We start from the raw sequence: 21,550 nt of genomic DNA on the forward strand, positions 1-21,550 counted from the left end.
GACCGGGATTGAGCAAATCCCGGTCTTTCTTGTTTGGAAGCGAACTTTCCGAACAATCCGCGTGTTTCGCGGCAATGGTTCAAAACTACACACAAAGCCTAATGGAAATCTGACTCATTTTCATCAAAACTGATCGCTAACAACAAAAGTGGTGATAGCTTAATTGCCATGACCTGATTAGATCGTAAACTGACTCATGGGTACTCGACCCATCACCAACTCTGTGTTGCAATCTCGAAGATTTTTTCTTCCCAACCGAAACGAAGGCAAATGCCCGTATTGAGTTTTTTTCAAGCATTCGCATCCCAGAAGAAAACTGTTGGTCAGATCCTTTCTGTCCAGCCCAACCCCATCAGAGCTCATTATAAGTCCATTGATGATCTGAGGGACCTGGGAGCCCGCGTGGCGAGAGGCGAGGATGTCCGCCTGCCCGATTACGAGCCGATGGTTTTCGAGCAGCGAACCGTTGAAAACGCCCGTCTGATCCTGCATTCCTATCGTTCTTCCGATGCCGCAGCGCGCAAAGGGGAGACCATCACACCGGCGGCACAATGGTTGCTCGACAACTATTACCTCGTCGACCAGAATATCCAGCAGGTCGAGCGCGACCTTCCCAAAAAATTCTTCCGGCAATTGCCGTCACTGACAAGCAAGCCGGAAATTCCGCGGGTCATGGCGCTTGCATGGCTGTATGTCGCCCATACCGACAGCCAATTTTCGCTGAACAGCCTGAGTGCCATCGTTGAAGGCTTCCAGACCGTCGGGCCGCTGCATATCGGTGAATTGTGGGCGCTGCCGTCTGCCGTCCGGTTTATCCTGATCGAAAATGCCCGGCGCCTGTCCCTACGCGTCGAGCGCGCCCGCCGTATGCGCGCCTACGCCAACAGTGTCGCCGATGAAATCACCCTGAATTCCGACAAGGATACGCTGCCGCAGCTTTTGGCCCAGTATGCCACTGCGGCGCGCGACAGTACCTTTGCCACCCATTTGCTTTATCGACTGCGCGGCGGCGCTACCCATTCCGGTGCGGCGGTGGCATGGCTCGAAGAAGAGCTCGAAAAGAACGGCAGCGATGCTGAAGATGCCATCATCCAGGAACATACGCGCCAGTCTACCGGCGGCGTGACGATGGGCAATCTCATCCGCAGCCTGAAATCCATTGACGACGTCGACTGGATCACCTGGTTCGAAACTGTCAGCGGCGTGGACGCCGTGCTGCGCGAGCATTCCAATTTTGATGCGCTCGATTTCCATTCGCGCAATGCCTATCGCGTTGCCATTGAAAAGATTGCCCGCCGTTCGGGCAAGAGCGAACAGGACATTACCGAGGCAGCCCTCGATCTCGCACATAAGAGCGCGGAAGAGACAGGTGCCGAGGTTGGTGTCACCGAGCAGCGGAAACGGGACGTCGGCTATTATCTTGCCGGCGAAGGCCGCGCGGAACTTGAAGCAACCTGTAGCTATAGGCCGACAGTTCTTGAGCGCTGGGTGCGCTTTTACCGCAAACTTGGCCTGGCAGGGCTCTGGGCGCCGGCGTCGTTCTTCTCGATCGCCATCCTGCTCCTGATCCACTATTGGCTGCGGCGTTTCGGCCTATCCAGCGATCTGACGCTGCTATTCACCCTTCTTGCTGTATTCCCCACGATGGAGACGGCCAACGGGTTCGTCAACTGGATCATACCAATGTTCATGCCGCCAACGCGGCTCATTGGCTTCGAATACAAGAACGGACTGCCACAGGAGGCAAAGACCCTTGTTGCCGTGCCGACATTGATCACATCGCGTGATTCCGTCGATGAACACATCCGCAATCTCGAGGTGCACTATCTCACCAATCCGCGAGGCGAGGTCTATTTTGCGCTCCTGACCGACTGGGCCGACAGCAAGGTCGAGCAGACCGACGACGATCTCGATATTTTCGACTATGCGCGCGAAAAAATCACTGCGCTCAACAACCATTACACCCAGAACAATCCTCGCTTCTTCCTGCTGCACCGCAAGCGCCTGTTCAATGCACAAGAGAATTGCTGGATGGGCTGGGAGCGCAAGCGGGGCAAGCTGCACGAACTCAATATGCTTTTGCGCGGCGACAAGGACACGACCTATTTCCCCACGAATGAGGAAGTGCCGACCGACATCAAATTTGTAATGACGCTCGATTCCGATACACGGCTGACACCGGATTCGGTCAACCGCCTCGCAGGCAAGCTGGTGCATCCGCTCAATCGTCCTATCTACAGGCCGAAATCGGGTCGCGTGGTCAGCGGCTATTCCATTCTTCAGCCGCGGGTGACGCCCTCGCTTACCACCGGCGACGATGCCTCGTTCCTGCAGCGAGTCTTCTCCGTAAACCGCGGCATCGACCCCTATGTCTTCGCGGTTTCCGACGTTTACCAGGACGTTCTTGGTGAAGGAACATTCACCGGCAAGGGACTTTACGACGTCGACTTTTTTGAAGCAGCTCTTGACAGCAAGATCGGCGAAAATTCTGTCCTCAGCCATGATCTGCTCGAAGGCGGTTATGCACGCAGTGCTCTCGTCAGCGATGTCGAGGTGGTCGAGGATTATCCGACCGGCTACAACGTCGACATCTCCCGCCACCATCGCTGGACTCGCGGCGATTGGCAGCTGCTGCCCTATCTATTCAGCACCAAGCCCGGTGTGACGGCTGTCACGCGCTGGAAGATGGTCGACAATCTGCGCCGCTCCCTGGCGCCGATATTCTGGATCATTGCAGCCATAGCCGGGTGGACATTGCTCCCGCCAGGACTCGCCACTCTGTGGCAGTGTTTCCTGATCTTCAGCATGTTCATCGTTCCGACGATGATTCTGTTCACCAATCTCGTGCCGACAGACATGAACCTGTCGCTCAAGGGGCATGTACAGGCGATCTTTACCGATATTTTCTCGGGTGCAGCAGATATTGCACTGCGCATCACGTTCCTCGCCAACATGGCCTGCTTGATGGCCGATGCGATCGTGCGCACGCTTTATCGCCTGTTTATCTCGCGTAAGCACCTTCTCGAATGGCGCGCCGCTGCCCAGGCCAAGACCAGTTCCCCCGACACATTGAGCTATTACACGCAGCTGATGTGGCCTGCGATGCTTGTTGCCGTGGTTGCCATTGGCCTGCCACTTGCTGCTCACAGCCGGGCGTGGTTCCTCGCTGTGCCCTTTGCAGTGATCTGGTTCCTTTCGCCGACGATTGCATGGCTGGTCAGCCGGTCAGCCAAACCGCTGGACGATCTCAATGTTCGCTCTTCCGACAAGGGCGAACTGCGCCGCTATGCCCGTCGGACCTGGCACTATTACGATACATTCGTGACCAAGGAGCAGAATTTCATTCCGCCGGACAATTTCCAGGAAGATCCTCATCCGGTCATCGCCACGCGCACATCGCCGACCAATATCGGCATGTATCTTCTCTCGACTGTCGCAGCACGGGATTTCGGTTGGATCGGCTTCAATGAAACGCTGACGCGTATCGACCAAACGCTCGACACCCTTGAGAAGATGGAGAAATATCGCGGCCACCTCTACAACTGGTATGAGACAACCACCTTGCGGCCATTGCTTCCGCTCTATGTTTCGGCGGTAGACAGCGGCAATCTTGCGGGCCATCTCGTTGCCCTTTCCTCCGCGCTTGAGAAATGGGCAGAGGCACCCTCGGTCTATCTACAGAGCGATCTCGATGGTGTTCTCGACGTTAGCGATATTCTGGAAGAAGCGATCAGCGATATTCCGGATGACCGACGGGTTCTCAGACCCTTGCGCCGCCGTCTCGATGAGCGCGTTTCGAATTTCCGCCGAGCAATCACCACGATCAAGGAAGAGCCGGAGACGGCTTCTCTGCGCACGATCAACCTGTCACTTTTTGCCGGCGACATTCAACGCCTCACCGAAGAATTGCACGGTGAACTTGAAAGTCCCGTCAGCGCAACGGCCAATGAATGGGCACTCTTGCTGGTCAAGACGTGCCAGGCTCATACGGACGATGCCATTGGCACGCATGAGGGCACGGACGTCTTGCGTGAGCGTTTGGTGACGCTTGCGACACGTGCACGGCAATTGGCATTCGATACGGACTTTACCTTCCTTGAGCGCAAGGAACGGCGCCTGCTGTCAATCGGCTTCCGTGTGGAGACCAATGAGCTGGACGCAAGCTGCTACGATCTTCTGGCTTCCGAAGCGCGTCTGGCGAGCCTGTTCGCCATAGCCAAGGGCGACATCCCGGTCGATCACTGGTTCCGGCTTGGGCGCCTGCTGGTCCCGGTTGGCTGGCGTGGTGCGCTGATCTCCTGGTCCGGGTCCATGTTCGAGTACCTCATGCCGCCTCTGGTCATGATCGAACCACTCGGCAGCATGCTGGACCAGACCAACAAGCTGATCGTTCAGCGTCAGATCGAATATGGCGAGTCCAAGGGCCTGCCATGGGGCATTTCGGAAGCCGCCTACAATGCGCGTGATCCGGAGATGAACTATCAGTACACCAACTTCGGTGTCCCCACGCTTGGTCTCAAGCGCGGGCTCTCCAAGAATTATGTCGTGGCCCCCTATGCAAGTATCATGGCGAGCCAGTATCAGCCTGCGGCAGCAGTCAAGAATCTGCAGCGCCTGCGCGACATGGGTGCTCTTGGCAAGTACGGTTTCTACGACGCCGTGGATTTTACCAAGTCACGTGTTCGAGACGACGAAGAATATGCTGTGGTCCGCAATTACATGGCGCACCATCACGGCATGTCGATCGTCGCCGTTAACAATGTCGTGTTTGAAGGCCGTATGCGTGACCGTTTCCACGCCGACCCTGTCATCGAAGCCGCAGAGCTTCTGTTGCAGGAGAAGGCACCGCGTGAGATTCCAGTTCTCCAGGCCAAAGCCGAGAATCCGATGCGCAAGGCGGTCGAGAGTAGCGAAGAGACACCTTCCATCCACATCATACAGAACCCGCTGAGTGCTCCCCGCGCGACGCAGCTCATGTCGAATGGCCATTACTCGGTCATGGTCACGGCCAATGGCGGCGGTTACAGCCGCTGGAATGGACTTGCGATCACGCGCTTTCAGCCTGACATGCTGGAAAGCGGCTACGGCACCTTCGTGTTCCTGCGGGATATGGAAAATGGCGAATGGTGGTCGGCGACGGGTGATCCGGTGCGCGTTGCAGGCGAAAAAAGTACGACGATCTTCACCGACTATAAGGCGGAGTTCATCAAGGAAACCGGCACGCTGCATTCCACAGTGGAGGCCATTGTCGCCTCCGATTCCGATGGCGAAGGCCGTCGCATCGTCATCACCAATACAGGGACCAAGGACCGTATCATTGAAGTGACGTCCTATGCAGAACTGGTGTTGACCAATGATGATACAGACACGGCTCATCCGGCTTTTGCCAAGATGTTCGTGGAAACCGAGATCGATCAGCGCGGCGATACGATCTACGCTACGCGCCGCAAGCGCGGCAACGGCGAACCGGACATTCATGTTGCGCATATGGTTAGCGACAGTTCGGGTGCCATGCGCGAAGTCCAGGCCGAAACCGACAGGAGAGCCTTTATTGGGCGCGGGCGTTCCCTGCGCAATCCCGCGGCTTTCGACGAAGGCGCGACCCTGAGTGGCAGCCAGGGATTTGTGCTGGACCCGATCGCTTCGTTGCGCTGTCGCGTTCGCGTACCGGCACACAAGAAGGTTACGCTGGTGTTCTGGACGCTCGTGCGCTCAAACCGGCAGGAGCTGGAAGAAGTCGTTGGACGCTTCCGCCATCCGGATTGCTTCGCTCGCGAATTCTCGTTGTCCTGGACGAGTTCGCAGGTGCGTCTCCATCATATCGGGATCAACCCCGACGAGGCGCAAGTCTTTCAGCGCGTTGCAACCAGCCTGATCTATCCTGACAAGACTTTGCGGATGCCATCCGAAAGCATTGCAAACGGTCTTGGCAGTCAATCCGAACTTTGGCCGATGTCCATCTCCGGTGACTTCCCGATCCTTGCCCTGCGCATCGATGATGAAGCTGACATGGAGACCTTACGGAACCTCCTCCGGGCGCATGAATATTGGCGGGCAAAGGGTCTCGTTGTCGATGTGGTCGTCATCAACGAACGCTCCTTTTCCTACGCCCAGGATTTTCAGCGTGGTCTTGAAGCGATCTGCGAAAACAGCCGTGCGCGCGGTGCCCAGCTGGGACCACGCGTTCATATTTTCACTGTTCGCCGCGACCAGATGAGTGATGCAAGCTACAACACCCTGCTGGCTTCGGCCCGTATCGTCATGCATGCACAGAACGGCTCGCTGGCCGAACAGCTGAAACGGATGGAAGGCCTCAGTGCAGATCTTGTTCCCGTTGCCGACGCCGGAGGGAAGGTCATTGCAACGGTCGACACGGGTCTTGACGAGATGCGCGGTATCGCTCCCGCACCGACGCAATTGATAAGCAAACGCCGGTCGAAAACTTCCGGAGACGATCTGGCTTTCTGGAACGGTTTTGGCGGCTTTGACATGCCGAGCGGCGAATATGTCATTCGTCTCGCAAACCACACCCACACGCCGCAACCTTGGATCAACGTCATTTCCAACCCCGGCTTCGGCTTCCATGTCTCGGCGGAAGGGGCAGGCTTTACCTGGTCCGGCAACAGCCGTGACTACCAGCTGACGCAATGGTCGAATGATCCGGTTATCAACCGTTCCGGTGAAGCGATCTACGTGTTGGACCTCGATAAAAACACAGCATTCGCCCCCACGGCTTCAGTGTTGCGCGATCCTTCCGTCCAGTACGAAACGCGACATGGACAGGGCTATTCAACCTTCCTCTCGCGTCATGGCAACGTCGGGCTGGAATTGACCCATACCGTCGATCCGCAATTGCCAGTACGTGTATCAAGCCTCAAGATCACCAATCACGGCGGTTCGGCCAAGCGACTGCGCGTCTACGGCTTTGTGGAGTGGATGCTTGGCAATGCCCGGGCCAAGACTGCGCCGTTCATCGTGCCGTCCTGTGACACGGAAACTGGCGTACTGTTCGCCCGCAACCCCTACGGCATCGACCGTCGCACAAACGTTGCGTTCTTCGCCAGCAATGTGAAGCCGCAATCCGTTACAGCCGACCGCGCCGAATTCCTGGGCGCGCTCGGTACGGTCGATCGGCCAGCAGCCGTGCTTCAGGCGAAGACTTTGTCGAACCTTGTCGAGGCGGGTGGCGATCCATGTGCCGCGCTTGCAATCGATATCGAACTTGCTGCCGGTGAAACCAGGGAAGTGCTGTTCTATATGGGCGATGCCGGCAATGCCGACGAGGCACGCCGCATCCTCGCGGAACATAACAAGCGTCCATTCGAGGAAACGCTCTCGGCCTCCAAAGCGATCTGGACGAACTTCCTTGATGGATTGCAGGTCGATACTCCGGACGATGCATTCGACGTGATGGTCAATCGCTGGCTGCCCTATCAGAGCCTTGCCTGCCGCATCTGGGCGCGTTCGGCCTTCTACCAGGCAAGTGGTGCCTTCGGCTTCCGGGACCAGCTGCAGGACACGCTGTCCATGCTCATTCTCGATCCATCGCTTGCTCGAAAGCAGATTTTGAATGTGTCCGCCCGCCAGTTCAAGGAAGGTGATGTTCAACATTGGTGGCTGCCGACAACAGGGGCCGGTGTGAGAACGAAGATCTCCGACGACGTTGTCTGGCTCGGATACGCCATCGCCCATTATACCTCGGTAACTGGCGATATGAGCATTCTCGACGAGCAGGTCGCGTTCATCGAGGGGCGGGCGCTGGAAGATGGCGAGCACGATGCCTTCTATCAGCCGACAATCTCCAGCGAGAAGGTCAGCGTCTACGAGCATGCTGCCCGCGCGCTCGATCTCGCCATTGCCCGTACCGGCTCCCACGGCCTGCCGCTGATGCTGACCGGCGACTGGAACGATGGCATGAACCGTGTCGGCGAAGAGGGCAAGGGTGAAAGCGTCTGGCTTGGCTGGTTCCTGATCAGCACGTTGCGCGACGTCCTGCCCATCGCCAGACACTTCAAGGATACGGATCGCATCCAGCGCTGGGAAGCTCATATCGAAAGCCTGAAGGCGGCTCTCGAAAAGGACGGCTGGGATGGTGAATGGTATCGCCGTGGCTATTTCGACGATGGCTCACCGCTTGGCTCGAAGAAGAGCGAAGAGTGCAAGATCGACTCCATCGCGCAGTCGTGGAGCGTGTTGTCTGGTTATGGCGAACCGGACCGGGCGAAGCAGGCCATGCATTCGGTGGCAACGCATCTCGTCGATGACGAAGTGGATATCATCAAGCTGTTCACACCGCCCTTCAACAAGTCGCGGCACGATCCCGGCTACATCAAGAGCTATCCGGTTGGCGTACGTGAAAATGGCGGGCAATATACCCATGCCGCAACATGGGCCGTGCTTGCCATGGCGAGACTTGGCGATGCTGATGAGGCCTATCGCTGGTTCAGGAAACTCAATCCGGTGAACCACTCGCTGGACGCGGAAAAGGCCGAATCCTATCGGGTCGAGCCCTACGTGGTGGCTGCGGATGTCTATTCGGTCGATCCGATGCGCGGACGCGGCGGCTGGACCTGGTATACTGGCTCGGCCGGCTGGCTTTATCGCGTTGCAACCGAAGGCATTCTCGGCATCAGCCGGCAGAACGACCGGCTGTTCGTCGATCCGGCCTTGCCATCGGATTGGGACGGTTTCAGTTTTGTACTGCGCAACGGTGATGCCCGCTACACTGTCGAGGTAAAGCCGGCCGCCAAGGGCGGCAAGAAGGTCACCGTCAACGGCAAGAAGCTGACCAAGGCCGATGGTGGAATTCCGCTGGAAACCTCAGGCGAGCACAAGGTACTTGTGGAAGTGCCGCCAAGCAGCACAGTCAGTGATGCCGCCGCCATTACCGGGTAACATCAATCCGCCGCCCGCGTTCACTCGCTGGCGGCGGTCTCTTTCTCGCCGTGAGAAGGGCCTGAATGAAACACGCGAACTGTTTCGCTGGATTATCCAGTTGAGAATCTTTGCAACTGACGCCGATCTGGCGCATAATTGCGCGCATGAAACATGCCCTGAATCAGAAGCCGGATTATGAAAAAGAGCTGCGCAATGCAGGCGTGCGCATCACTCGTCCACGCCGGATCATTCTCGATATTTTGACATCAACGGAAGATCACCCGGACGCGATGAAGATCTTTCATCGCGCCATCGAGATCGATGACAGCATTTCACTCTCAACCGTGTATCGCACAATGAATCTGCTGGAGGAGATGGGAGCAATCCATCGCCACGCCTTCAATGGCGGGCCCTCACGATTTGAGCAGGCGCACGGTGAACATCATGATCACCTGATCGACGTCGATACGGGCGCAGTTATTGAATTCAAGTCGGACAAGATCGAAAAGCTGCAGGAGGAGATCGCCAGATCTCTTGGTTACGACATTATCCATCATCGGCTTGAGCTTTACGGGCGGAAGATCGACCGTTCCTCATGAAAAAGCCGCCCGGAGGCGGCTTTCGCTGAAACGCATAAACGGTGAATCAAGCCGCGTTTGAAGTGGGCTGCGACGTTAAAAGCTCATAGAGCAGGCTCGCATCATGGGCAGTGCGCAGTTTTGCAATACGCTCTGGATCCCGCAGCATACGGGCGATCCGTGACAAGGCCTTGAGATGATCCGCACCGGCATTTTCGGGCGCAAGCAACAGAAACACGATATCGACCGGCTGGTCGTCGAGCGCTTCGAAATCGACAGGCGTCTCGAGCTGGGCGAAAACGCCAGCAATGCGTTTGACGCTGTTGATCTTCCCGTGTGGAATGGCGATTCCATTGCCGACACCAGTGGAGCCAAGGCGCTCGCGCTGCATGACGGTGTCAAATACCTCTCGCTCACTCAAACCGGTCAAGGCGGCTGCCTTTTCCGACATGATTTGCAAAAGCTGTTTTTTGGAATTGACTTTCAATGCGGGCAGGACAGCGTCAGGCTGAATGAGATCACCCAGATCCATTATCTCTCTTCCTTCCAGTTACCGTCCGCGCTCTTACACGAGCGCGAACGATAGTTCAAATTTCGCTACGAATCCGTTTTGCTCATTACCGGGCAGCGTTTTGGCCGGCCACTGCCGAGGGATCTATCCAGCCAATATTTCCGTCAGGGCGGCGATATACGATATTAACCTGCGTACTTCCAGAGTTGCGGAAGACAACCACAGGACTATCTTTCAGATCGAGTTCCACGACCGCTGATGCCACACTCATGCTTCTGAGTGCCATCGACGTCTCTGCGACGATGGTTGGAGCATAGTCTTCTGGAATATCTTCATCATCATCCGGCACGGGCGCCATGACGCGGTAGGAAACGTCATCGAAAACACCATTCGAACCTGGGGCCTGATGCGATTTCAAGCGCCGCTTGTAGCGGCGGAGGCGTTTGTCGACACGCTCTCCCGCTGCGTCAAAGGCAAGAACCGGATCCTGCGCTTCGCCTGCTGCCTGCAGCACCGTACCCGTATCCAAGCGGATGAGGCAGTCGGCAATAAATCGCGATCCCTGCTTTTCCACGGTTACGTGGCCGGTATATCCGCCATCGAAATATTTGGTCACCATCTCCCCGATCCGCTCTTCAATCCGAATGCGGAAAGCGTCACCAATGTCCATATGTTTCCCAGATACACGCAGACTCATGATACCTCACCTTCATTGTGATTTTCATTGCCCGAGCCAATCTACACTGTTGTTGAGAGCCGAGCAAAGACATCCCGCACATTCCGTGCGAGCTTTCCATCACATTTCACCTTTGATTCTTCATGTCCTAACGCGCGCTTTCGCTCCGATTGTCGCAAATTACCGGCGCTTCTCTCCCTGACCGAACTTCTTTGGTCCGGCTCACTTGCCCACTCGCGTGAATCCTACACCCGCGTGGCGGACGAATCCAGACCTTCCATCGCTCTTGCGCACAGAGGTTTGGGCTTTTTTCTCGCGCCGTCTTTGGACAGAAGAAGCAATGTTCATAGCCTCCCGATACTTGGCAACAGTGCGCCGGGCAATATCGACCCCTTGTTCCTTCAGCAGATCGACGATTGTATCGTCCGATAGAATGTCATCCGGCGCTTCAGCGTCGATAAGTTGCCTGATCTGGTGGCGAACCGATTGCGAGGAATGCTGCTCGCCCCCCTCAGTTGCGGAAATGGCCGCATTGAAAAAATAACGCAGTTCAAAGACACCGCGCATGGTCAGCATATATTTATTTGCCGTAACACGGCTGACGGTCGACTCATGCATGCCAATTGCATCGGCCACATTGCGCAAATTCAACGGTCTCAAGTGGGCAATGCCATGCAGAAGAAAGTTTTCCTGCTGGCGAACGATCTCGCTGGCGACCTTCAGAATCGTCTGAGCACGCTGATCGAGACTGCGGGTTAGCCAATTGGCATTCTGCAAACACTCGCTGAGAAACGTTTTCTCTGCAGGCGATACCTTGGCCTTCGATACCGTTGCGTAATAGCTGTTGTTGACCAGCACGCGCGGCAGGGCATCCGGATTGAGTTCGATCCGCCAGGTTCCGTCGGGTGCCACATCCACCTGTACGTCAGGAATGATGCTGTCGGCTATCCCGGAAGAAAACGCTGTTCCTGGTTTTGGATCGAGAAGCTGGATCTCCTGCAGCATGTCGAGAATGTCCGCATCAGCCACATGACATAGTTTCTTCAGAGTGTGAAAATCGCGTTTTGCGAGAAGTTCCAGATGTTGCAACAGCGTTTTCATGGCCGGATCAAGCCGGTTCCTTGCATGAAGCTGCAGAGCCAGGCACTCGGCGAGATCCCGCGCGAAAAGCCCGGCCGGTTCGAACCCTTGCAGTACGGCAATGAGTTTTTCAACATGGGCCACGTCGACGCCGAGCCTTTCGGCGACCTCGTCAACATCAGCGCGCAAATATCCCATTTCATCGAGATGATCAGCCAGTTCCGCCGCAATGATGCGGTCAGCAGCATTTTCGAAGGCAAAGATGATCTGCTCGCCGACATGATCGCGCAGGGTGAGTGGCGACGCCGTTACCTGTTCGAGATTATAGCCTTCGCCACCGACGGAAACGTAACCATCGCCTGACGACGACTTCCATTGCGAGGCAAGATCGCCCGCAATAAAATCCTGTGTGCCCGGATCGTCGGGGAAAATATTCTCAAGGGAACTGTCGAACGTATCGGACATCGAGCCGGAACTTGTCGACTCGCCACTGACGAGCCAATGATCGTTCTGCCCATTCGGATCGGGGCGATCCTCATGCGCGTCGGAGTCCCCGCTTATGGCAACCCTGTTGAAATCACCTGCCTCGCCAGAGCCGCGATCATCCCCAGGATTCCGTTCGTCGAGCGAAAAACGTTCGCCATAGGTCTCATCGCGCTCCAACAGGGGATTCTTTTCGATCTCTTGTTCGATGAACTGTTCGAGTTCAACGTGCGTCAGTTGCAGCAGCCGAATCGACTGCATGAGCAACGGCGTCATCACCAGCGCTTGAGTTTGCCTGAGATCGAGTTTTGGCGACAAGGCCATGATAAACGAAGACGCTCCTGTACGAAATTCCTTGCGGATGTACAGAACTGGCCCAATCCTTGCTTGTCAATCACAACAAGTCAAAAAACGTCGCGCCACGCTAATTTTCAACCAAAACGAGTGTTAGAAGCGCAATTTTTTACAAGTAAAGCCCTAAAACAGGAAAAATCAGAGCTTGAACTGATCACCGAGATAAAGCCGGCGAACATCCTGATTGGCAATAATTTCATCCGGGCGGCCATGGGTAAGCACCTGACCAGCATGAATGATATAGGCCCGATCGATCAGCTTGAGTGTCTCGCGCACATTATGGTCGGTGATGAGCACTCCAATACCGCGACCAGTCAGATGGCGCACCAACTGCTGAATATCTGCAACGGCAATCGGATCAACACCGGCAAAAGGTTCGTCCAACAGCATGAAATTAGGCCTGGACGCCAAAGCACGGGCAATTTCGAGGCGGCGACGCTCGCCGCCAGATAACGAGATCGCCGGAGCCTTGCGCAAGTGGGCGATATGAAATTCCTCGAGAAGAGAATCGAGTTCTTGCGCTCGCGCGCTCCGATCCTTTTCGACCACCTCAAGAACGGCTTTGATATTGTTTTCGACAGAAAGACCGCGGAAAATCGATGCTTCCTGAGGCAGATAGCCGATACCGAGCCGGGAACGGCGATACATCGGCATCGTCGTCACATCGAATCCGTCAATTTCGATTGTGCCCTTGTCGACCGGCACAAGACCGGTGACCATATAGAAACACGTCGTCTTACCCGCACCGTTAGGCCCAAGAATGCCAACGGCTTCGCCAGAGCGGACCCCGAAGGAGACGCCGTTCACGACCTGGCGGCCATTATAGCTCTTGGTGATGCCACGCGCGACCAGTGTCCCCTTCATACGATCCTTTGCCGCTGGATCGGCAGGTCGCATTTCAGAAACGCTGGAGTCTGGCCGCACGGAAATCTTGCTGGTGGAGCGACGCGAAAACAAGGACACTACAGGCTCAGTTCTTCGGCGCGTTCTTGGGTGCGACAACGATGGAGACGCGGCCTGTCGGGCCGCTCTTGCAGCTTTCAAGCTGGGCTTCACCAGTCTTGAGCTGTGCAGTCAATTTGCAGCCGATGGCGACATTGTCGCCCTGTGTCAGGACAACCTTGTTACCGGTCAGAACCAGCACTTCCGTTTTCATATCAAACGTGCCGTGATCGCCAGTCGCGACCTGATCCTCGGATTTCACGTAAACCTTGTCATTGACCTCGAGATGATCGATGTCCTGCGACGCTGGTCCGGCAAGCCCGCCGGTTTTCGGCGCGTCAGCCGCAGTGGCGTCGGCAGAGTCTTTCTTGGCGCCCTTGACGTAGTAAACAATCATCGAGCCAGCCTTCAGCAGCGTTGCCCCCTGAACAACTGTGACATTGCCGGTAAAGGTCGCGGTGCCCTCATTGTCATGCACGACCAGCTTGTCTGCGTCGATCTGGATCGGCTGGTCGCCAGAGAGCTTGATGCCCTTCCCAGCGCCGGCATCCTGTGCCGCAGCAGGAATGATCATGGAAGATGCCAATATACCCAATGCAACGGTCGAAATGCTGATCAGTCTTGCCCCGCACGACATCGTCTTCTCTCCTAAATCCAGGATATTCCCTTGAAATCAGCAATCACTCTCAGACATTACTCTGGCGATTTGATTTCCTTGCCACCTTCTTGCAGCTTTGTAGGCTGAATGACAAGCCTTACGCGCTTTTCAAAAGTCATTACTTTACCGTTTTCAGTGATTTGCATGCTGTCTGCGGTAATACTCGAATTGCTGTTGTTTATGCTGACCGGTTGATCGGTCGACATGGCGTTCCCGGCTATATCGATATCAGCCGATTGTAGCCGTGCTGTAATGCCATCGGATGTTGTCAAGCTTATGTCGCTGTCGAGTGTCAACTGCCGGTTCGCATTGTCGAAGACTCCGGACTTCGCCTTAACCTGAGCACGCAACTCTGTGCCAAGCGGAATTTCCGCATCGATCCCTTCGAGGGAAATCACGTTGCTATTGCCCACTTCCTGCAATGCCCGCACCGCGCTCATTTTGTAAGGCAGTTTGTCCTTGGTGAACCCGTCGAGCTTGGGATTGGTCATAACCAGCTTGCCGTCTTCGATTCCAGCATTGTCGAGCGAAATATTGCTTGGCACGCTGGATGTTGAAAAGAAAGTAAACCAGGAAAACACCGCTGCGCCAATCAAGGCGACGGTCGGCAAAGCAAACTTCAAGAAGCGAACACGCCGGGAATGCCGTTCAGCTGCGCGAAAAACCGTGGAATCCTTATCGGAGGCAGCAAATTGCCGTGCCACCTCGGCATGGTGGTCAGCATCAGCGGTAGCATCACGTTCCGGATGCAGATCGTTTCTTTCGATGGACATAAGACTGGCTGCGCTTACCGATTACAATGATATGGCTAGTTGAACGCCAATATGGTTATTTTTCGATGAAATGGACGAGTACCTGTCGCACAAGTTGTATTCGAGGCAACAAGTATGCCGTCATTGAACGAGATACAAGGTGCGTGTGCCGATCAAACGACGCAGTGTGACGTCTGGACTTCCATAAGATGTTGTCGCAGAAGAGTACCGAACCGAACTTGAGAGCGAACGGATAGGACGATGGCAAATACCGCTGACGCAATTATCGACAGACGACGGCTCCGCAGAAAGTTGACATTCTGGCGGGCGTTCACGCTCCTTCTTCTCGCCCTTGCATTGATTTCTCTCTATTTCTTTACGACAGGATCAGACAGTTTCTCCGGCAAATCTGCGCCGCATATCGCCAAGGTTCGCGTCGAGGGAACAATTTTTGAGAATGATGAATTGCTCAAACGCCTGCAGGATGTTGAGGATTCGGATGCGGTAAAAGGTGTCATCCTTTCTATCGATTCCCCCGGCGGTACGACGGCCGGCGGCGAGGCGATCTACGAAGCTGTCCGCAAACTTGCCATGAAGAAGCCCGTCGTTGCGCAGGTTGGGACATTGGCCGCTTCGGCCGGATATATGATTGCCAGCGCCACCGATCACATTGTGGCCCGTCAATCGTCGATCATCGGCTCTATAGGTGTGCTGTTCCAATATCCCGACATCTCGGAACTCCTCACGAAGCTCGGTGTCAAGGTCGAGACAATTAAATCGAGCCCGCTCAAGGCAGAGCCCAACTTCTTCAATCCCGCCAGTGACGAAGCCAAAGCCATGATCCATCGCATGATCATCGACTCCTATGACTGGTTCGTTGGCCTCGTACAGGAACGGCGCAAGTTCACTCACGAACAAGCGCTGGCGCTGGCCGACGGGTCAGTCTTTACCGGGCGTCAGGCGGTTGCCAACAAGCTCGTTGATGAGCTCGGCGGCGAAGACAAAGCCATCGGCTGGCTAAAAACCAGGGGCGTTAATGACAAATTGCCCGTTATCGAATGGAAACCTGTCGAAAAGTCGTCGCTCGGTCTGTTCTTCTCCCAATCCGCGCTGAAAATGCTTGCTCAATTTCTCGGCATTCCGCAGGAAAGTGCTGGAATACTGCGGGAATTGACCGGAGATCGTATCTTCCTTGACGGGCTCGTTTCTGTTTGGCACGTTGACGGCAAGCCTGTCGGGGCGCAATAAGATATTAAACACATAAGATCAGTGACATAGTCGTTAAGTTTGTAGCTTTTTGACTATGCCCGCCTGATCTTGAACCGGAAGGGATTTCGCTGTGATCAAATCAGAGCTCGTACAGATCATTGCCAACCGCAATCCACACTTGTTTCAACGTGACGTGGAAAACATTGTCGGTGCCATCTTTGACGAGATCACCGACGCACTGGCTGAAGGCAATCGGGTCGAGCTCCGCGGTTTTGGCGCTTTTTCAGTAAAAAACCGCCCGGCGCGCAGCGGCCGCAACCCACGCACCGGTGAAAGTGTCGATGTCGAGGAAAAGTGGGTACCTTTCTTCAAGACCGGCAAGGAACTTCGCGACAGGCTCAACACCCAGGGGTGAGGCGCATTCACCGCGCGTTTTGAAGCGGCGCCCAGGAGAGAAATATGGTCAATCGCATTGTCGTCGCCCTCATTCTTGTGCCGCTTGCCATCATTCTGATCGCATTGTCGGTGGCCAATCGCGGAGCGGTGTCCCTTACGATCGACCCGTTCAATCCCGGAAACCCCCTCCTTTCCTATTCTGCCCCATTGTTCGTCTGGCTATTTATCGCCCTCATTATCGGGCTGGTTCTTGGCAGTTTGGCGACCTGGTACAATCAGGGAAAACACCGGAAGCTGGCGCGCCAGCGCAAACTGGAAGCAGAGCTTTTGCGTAAGGAAGCGCGAAAAGCCGCGGCCGAGACGACCTCTACACCGAATCTTCCTTCGCTCTATTGAGCGACATATAATCAAGGATTTATCATGAAACTGATCTCCCCGGCCGAGGTCGACGGGCTGTTGAACTGGCCGGACATGATCACTGCGATCGAGCAGGCATTCCGCCAGGGCGTTATCCAGCCCGTGCGCCACCATCACACTGTTGATCGCCCGGACGGCGCTGCCTCCACATTGCTACTGATGCCTGCCTGGTCGGATTTCGATGCCCTCGGCGATTCCTCGAAAGGTTACATGGGCGTCAAGATCGTTACCGTATCGCCTGATAATGGCGTCGTTTCGAAACCCGCTGTCATGGGCGTCTATCTTTTGCTCGATGGCAAGACCGGCGAACCCAAGGCGCTGATCGATGGGCAACGCCTCACGCTGTGGCGCACGGCAGGTGCATCGGCACTGGCCGCCCGCTACCTCGCGCGCGCGGATGCGTCAAAGCTCGTTGTGCTTGGTGCGGGCGCACTTTCCGGCTTTCTGGCACGAGCGCACAGCGCTGTCCGACCCATCACGGAAATCTCAATCTGGAACCGCAATTTCGCCGGTGCGGAAAAAGTTGCCGCCGATCTCGTTGCGGATGGCTTCAACGCCAAGGCCGTCAAGGACAAGGATGCCGCGATTTCTGAAGCCGATATCATCAGCGCCGGAACGCTTTCCACAGAGCCGCTCATCCTGGGCAGGCATCTGAAACCAGGCGCCCATGTCGATCTGATCGGTGCCTTTACGCCGTCGATGCGCGAGAGCGATGACGAGTGTGTCAAGCGCGCCCGGGTTTTTGTCGATACAAAGGACGGCGCTTTGAAAGAAGGCGGCGATATCGTGCAACCTATCAAGGCCGGCATCGTGACGACAAGCCACGTGATCGGCGATTTGTTTGATTTAACGCGTGGAACTATCAACGGCCGTCAATCAGCAGACGAAATCACGCTGTTCAAGTCAGTTGGCGCGGCCTTGGAAGACCTTGCCGCGGGGATTCTTATCTATGAAAAGGCAATCTCAGCATCAGCTTGAGCGTTTTTGCTTTCGCCTTTCCTCGTCATGGCATAGGAAACCTCCAAAGCACTACGAGGAAAGCACGATTTGAAATCGCCTGGCGGAAAAATCAGGAAGGCCAAGGGCACAGGTCCGAAAGGCAATATTCCAACAAGCGCCGCACATCGGCAGAGCGCTACCAAGCCGCGCCCGCAATTTGCCAAGTCAACGCGCATTTCGGATGGCGATGTGCAGACAAAGACCACGCCACGTGCGGAACCGCAGCCGAAGCGGGTGCTGATCCGGCGCACCGGCGCGCGTCCGCAGGAAAAAACCGGGTTGATCCTCGAAACTCTTCCTTCGGACGATTATGCGTTACTCGACAGTGGCAATGGGCTGAAGCTTGAGCAATACGGCCCCTACCGGATCGTACGGCCCGAAGGTCAGGCCATATGGCTCCCCGCCTCGGACAGGGCCGAATGGGACAAGGCTGACGCGATCTTTACCGGCAATACGGATGAGGAAGGTGTCGGCCGCTGGCATTTTCCTAAAGTGCCGCTCGGCGAGACCTGGCCGCTTGCCTTTGACGGTATCCCGTTTTTTGGCCGGTTCACGTCCTTCCGGCATGTGGGTGTATTCCCTGAGCAGGGTACGCACTGGTCCCACATGGATAGCCTGATCCGCAACGCGAAACGCCCTGTCAAAGTACTGAACCTTTTCGGCTATACGGGTGTTGCCTCGCTGGTCGCAGCACGTGCCGGCGCTGAAGTCACGCATGTGGATGCATCGAAGAAAGCCATCGTCTGGGCACGGGAAAACCAGGAAATGGCTGGGCTTTCCGGCAAACCCATTCGCTGGATCTGCGAGGACGCGATGAAATTCGTCGCCCGCGAAGAACGGCGCGGCAGCGGCTACGATATTATCCTGCTCGACCCGCCGGCCTATGGCCGCGGACCGAATGGCGAAGTCTGGCAATTATTCGACAATCTGCCTGATATGGTCGATCTCTGTCGCGCCATACTCACGCCTAACCCACTTGCTGTGGTATTGACCGCCTATTCAATTCGCGCCTCGTTTTTCGCCATCCATGAGCTGATGCGGGACGCGTTCACCGGTCTTGGCGGCGAGGTACAGTCCGGTGAGCTTATCCTGCGCGAACGCTCATCGGCGCGCGCCCTCTCCACCTCCCTTTTCAGCCGCTGGGGTGCGAAATGACCAGACACGAAGATTACCAGCGGGGCAGCGGACTTGCTCGCCCCGGCAAGGTCAAGGAAGTCACCAGCCTGACCAACCCGATCGTCAAGGATTTGCGCGCGTTGGCGATGAAAAAGTTCCGCGACCAGCAGGGTGTTTTTCTTGCCGAAGGCCTGAAACTGATCATTGATGCGCTTGATCTTGGTTGGACGATCAGAACCCTGGTCTACTCCAAGGCTGGCAAGGGCAATTCTCTCGTCGAGCAGGTCGCTGCCCGGACCATTGCCAAGGGCGGTGACGTACTCGAAGTCAGCGAAAAGATAATCGCTGCCATCACGCGGCGTGACAACCCGCAAATGGTCGTCGGTGTTTTTGAACAGAAAGTCCATTCCCTGTCCGCAATCAAACCGCAGGGCAACGAGGTCTATGTCGCGCTCGATCGCGTGCGGGATCCAGGCAATCTCGGAACGATCATCCGCACGGCAGATGCCGTGGGTGCTAAGGGGATCATCCTGATTGGCGATACGACTGATCCGTTTTCGCTGGAAACTGTTCGCGCCACCATGGGTTCGGTTTTTGCCATGCCGCTGGTACGCGCCACCGAAGCTGAATTTCTATCCTGGCGAAAGAGTTTTTCGGGACTGGTCGTCGGAACCCACCTTAAAGGTGCCGTCGATTACCGCACGATTCCCTATGCCAACAAACCGGTCATCCTCATGATGGGCAACGAGCAGCAGGGGCTGCCTGACCCGTTGGCCTCTGCCTGCGACAAACTCGCACGCATTCCACAGGAAGGCCGTGCCGATTCGCTTAATCTTGCCATTGCAACGGGCGTCATGTTGTTCGAGATCAGGCGTGACGCACTGAAGCTCGACAGTGGAACGTAAGAAAAAAAGATTGATGAAAAATAGATCCATTTACAGTCTTTTTGCCGTCATTGCCTTCGCTGTAATCAGCGACCAGATCATCAAATATCTGGTCGAGACCGGCATGGACTATCAGCAACAGATTGATCTCTTGCCCTTTCTGGCACTTTTTCGTGTTCACAATAATGGCATCGCCTTTTCAATGCTCAGCGGCCTCCACGATCTTGCCCTGATCGGACTGACGGTCATTGTCATTGGATTTGTCAGCTATCTTTGGTGGAGCACCGCATCAGCACGCTGGATTTCCCGCTTCGGCTTTGCGCTGATTATTGGCGGTGCGATCGGAAATCTCATTGACCGCAGTCTGCATGGATATGTCGTCGACTATATTCTTTTCCACCTGCCATCGTGGTCGTTTGCCGTCTTCAATCTCGCCGATGCCTGCATATCAATTGGTGCGGCAATGGTGGTGATCGAGGAAATTTTTGTCTGGCTGCGCGACCGGCGTGCCCGAGGCGGGGAGCCAGGAGAAAACTGACGCAAATACGGGAAATTAGCCCGTTTCCACGTCATGTAGCCGTCATCCATTTGTTGTATTCAGAGATAAACGATTTACCGATTAACCTCGTAAGAGAGCGAATCGCTATGGGCATTGCCTTGCTTGAACCTGCATCAGCTACTAAAGATCAGCGCATGATGTCGCAGGTTGATTCAACACCCTCGCCGTTTACGGCGCCACGCCTTGTTTCGGTGCTAGGTCGCATCGGCACAATGGAAGTGTGCCTTGCGCAGACAGAGGACGAAATAGCGTCTTCGCAGCAGCTCCGATTCAAAGTGTTTTTTGATGAGCTCGGGGCCAAAGGCTCTGCGACAATGGAACAGCGCGACGCCGATCGCTTTGATCCCTTCTGTGACCATCTTCTTGTCTATGATACGTCGATTCCAGGACCCAAGCATAAGCAGATCGTCGGTACGTACCGGCTTCTGCGCTCGGAAAAAGCCTTTGAGACAGGTGGCTTCTATTCAGCCAGCGAATATTCGATTGACCGCCTTGTAGCTGCGAAGCCCGAATTGCGATTTCTCGAACTTGGGCGTTCCTGTGTCTTGCCCGAATACCGGTCAAAACGGACCGTTGAGTTGCTGTGGCAGGGCATATGGACCTATTGCCGACACCATTCCATTGGTGTGATGTTCGGGTGTGCGTCCTTCCACGGTACGGTTCCGGCCGCCCATGCACTGCCGCTGTCTTTCCTGCAGCACAATTGCCGTGCCACACCCGATTGGGATGTTCGCGCGTTGCCCGCACTGTACCAGCCAATGGATCTTGTCCCCACCGAGGCCATCAACTCCAGGGTCGCGCTGTTTGCCATGCCGCCGCTGATTAAGGGTTACCTGCGCCTTGGCGCGATGATTGGCGACGGCGCTGTGGTCGATCACGATTTTGGTACAACCGATGTCTTCATTATCCTGCCAGTCAGCCGCATTTCGGAACGCTATATCAGTCATTATGCCGCTGAAGCGAAACGCTTCGGCTAAAGTCATATTACATTCCGCGGTCACCTCATCATCTGTGGAGAAAAGCGATCGATGAGCTGCTTAGAGGTGTGTAAATCCTGCG

At 55.7% G+C, this 21,550-nt stretch carries 16 protein-coding genes; 10 read left to right on the top strand and 6 right to left on the bottom strand.

The window, feature by feature from the left end:
- Positions 1–270 precede the first annotated feature (270 nt).
- Positions 271–8,895 carry a glycoside hydrolase family 94 protein gene (locus tag BLM14_RS16875; protein WP_100000455.1) on the top strand — a complete coding sequence of 2,875 codons (8,625 nt, stop codon included), beginning with the start codon at positions 271–273 and terminating at the stop codon, positions 8,893–8,895.
- 146 nt (positions 8,896–9,041) lie between these two features.
- Positions 9,042–9,476, top strand: coding sequence for a Fur family transcriptional regulator (locus BLM14_RS16880; RefSeq protein ID WP_100001420.1), 435 nt, complete (start codon positions 9,042–9,044; stop codon positions 9,474–9,476).
- Positions 9,477–9,522: 46 nt separating this feature from the next.
- Here the strand turns inward: BLM14_RS16880 and ptsN are convergent, their stop codons facing one another.
- The 6 genes from ptsN to lptC all read right to left on the bottom strand — a co-directional run bounded on the left by ptsN (position 9,523) and on the right by lptC (position 14,782).
- Complete coding sequence (gene ptsN / locus BLM14_RS16885) at positions 9,523–9,987, bottom strand: PTS IIA-like nitrogen regulatory protein PtsN (protein ID WP_100000456.1); 465 nt, start codon at positions 9,985–9,987, stop codon at positions 9,523–9,525.
- 85 nt (positions 9,988–10,072) lie between these two features.
- Positions 10,073–10,663 (bottom strand): ribosome hibernation-promoting factor, HPF/YfiA family, encoded by a 591-nt coding sequence (gene hpf / locus BLM14_RS16890; protein ID WP_100000457.1) that lies wholly within the window; start codon positions 10,661–10,663, stop codon positions 10,073–10,075.
- Positions 10,664–10,864: 201 nt separating this feature from the next.
- Complete coding sequence (rpoN, locus tag BLM14_RS16895) at positions 10,865–12,529, bottom strand: RNA polymerase factor sigma-54 (RefSeq protein ID WP_100000458.1); 1,665 nt, start codon at positions 12,527–12,529, stop codon at positions 10,865–10,867.
- A gap of 168 nt (positions 12,530–12,697) precedes the next feature.
- A complete protein-coding gene (gene lptB, locus BLM14_RS16900) occupies positions 12,698–13,456 on the bottom strand; it encodes an LPS export ABC transporter ATP-binding protein (protein WP_100000459.1) in 759 nt (252 codons plus the stop codon).
- Positions 13,457–13,529: 73 nt separating this feature from the next.
- Complete coding sequence (locus tag BLM14_RS16905) at positions 13,530–14,138, bottom strand: LptA/OstA family protein (protein WP_100000460.1); 609 nt, start codon at positions 14,136–14,138, stop codon at positions 13,530–13,532.
- Between the two features lie 56 nt (positions 14,139–14,194).
- On the bottom strand, positions 14,195–14,782 hold the full coding sequence (lptC, locus tag BLM14_RS16910) for an LPS export ABC transporter periplasmic protein LptC (protein ID WP_237143392.1): 588 nt from the start codon (positions 14,780–14,782) through the stop codon (positions 14,195–14,197).
- A gap of 390 nt (positions 14,783–15,172) precedes the next feature.
- Between lptC and sppA the strand changes: the two genes are divergently transcribed.
- The 8 genes from sppA (at position 15,173) to olsB (ending at position 21,468) form a co-directional block, all read left to right on the top strand.
- Positions 15,173–16,159, top strand: a complete 987-nt coding sequence (gene sppA, locus BLM14_RS16915; RefSeq protein ID WP_100000462.1) for a signal peptide peptidase SppA — start codon at positions 15,173–15,175, stop codon at positions 16,157–16,159.
- Positions 16,160–16,250: 91 nt separating this feature from the next.
- A complete protein-coding gene (locus tag BLM14_RS16920) occupies positions 16,251–16,535 on the top strand; it encodes an integration host factor subunit beta (protein WP_100000463.1) in 285 nt (94 codons plus the stop codon).
- 44 nt (positions 16,536–16,579) lie between these two features.
- Positions 16,580–16,912 carry a LapA family protein gene (locus tag BLM14_RS16925; protein WP_100000464.1) on the top strand — a complete coding sequence of 111 codons (333 nt, stop codon included), beginning with the start codon at positions 16,580–16,582 and terminating at the stop codon, positions 16,910–16,912.
- 24 nt (positions 16,913–16,936) lie between these two features.
- Positions 16,937–17,911 carry a bifunctional Delta(1)-pyrroline-2-carboxylate/Delta(1)-piperideine-2-carboxylate reductase gene (gene lhpI / locus BLM14_RS16930; protein ID WP_100000465.1) on the top strand — a complete coding sequence of 325 codons (975 nt, stop codon included), beginning with the start codon at positions 16,937–16,939 and terminating at the stop codon, positions 17,909–17,911.
- A gap of 210 nt (positions 17,912–18,121) precedes the next feature.
- The gene (locus BLM14_RS16935; RefSeq protein WP_237143563.1) at positions 18,122–19,087 is read left to right on the top strand and encodes a class I SAM-dependent rRNA methyltransferase; all 966 of its coding nucleotides are present in this window, start codon (positions 18,122–18,124) and stop codon (positions 19,085–19,087) included.
- Positions 19,084–19,953, top strand: coding sequence for a TrmH family RNA methyltransferase (locus BLM14_RS16940; protein WP_100000466.1), 870 nt, complete (start codon positions 19,084–19,086; stop codon positions 19,951–19,953). Before BLM14_RS16935 ends, BLM14_RS16940 begins: the two co-directional genes overlap by 4 nt.
- A 13-nt stretch (positions 19,954–19,966) precedes the next feature.
- Positions 19,967–20,470 (top strand): signal peptidase II, encoded by a 504-nt coding sequence (gene lspA, locus BLM14_RS16945; protein ID WP_100000467.1) that lies wholly within the window; start codon positions 19,967–19,969, stop codon positions 20,468–20,470.
- A gap of 158 nt (positions 20,471–20,628) precedes the next feature.
- A complete protein-coding gene (gene olsB / locus BLM14_RS16950) occupies positions 20,629–21,468 on the top strand; it encodes a l-ornithine N(alpha)-acyltransferase (RefSeq protein WP_100001424.1) in 840 nt (279 codons plus the stop codon).
- Positions 21,469–21,550 lie beyond the last annotated feature (82 nt).

The sequence above is a fragment of the Phyllobacterium zundukense genome (assembly GCF_002764115.1).
In the GTDB taxonomy this organism is placed as follows: Bacteria; Pseudomonadota; Alphaproteobacteria; order Rhizobiales; family Rhizobiaceae; genus Phyllobacterium; species Phyllobacterium zundukense.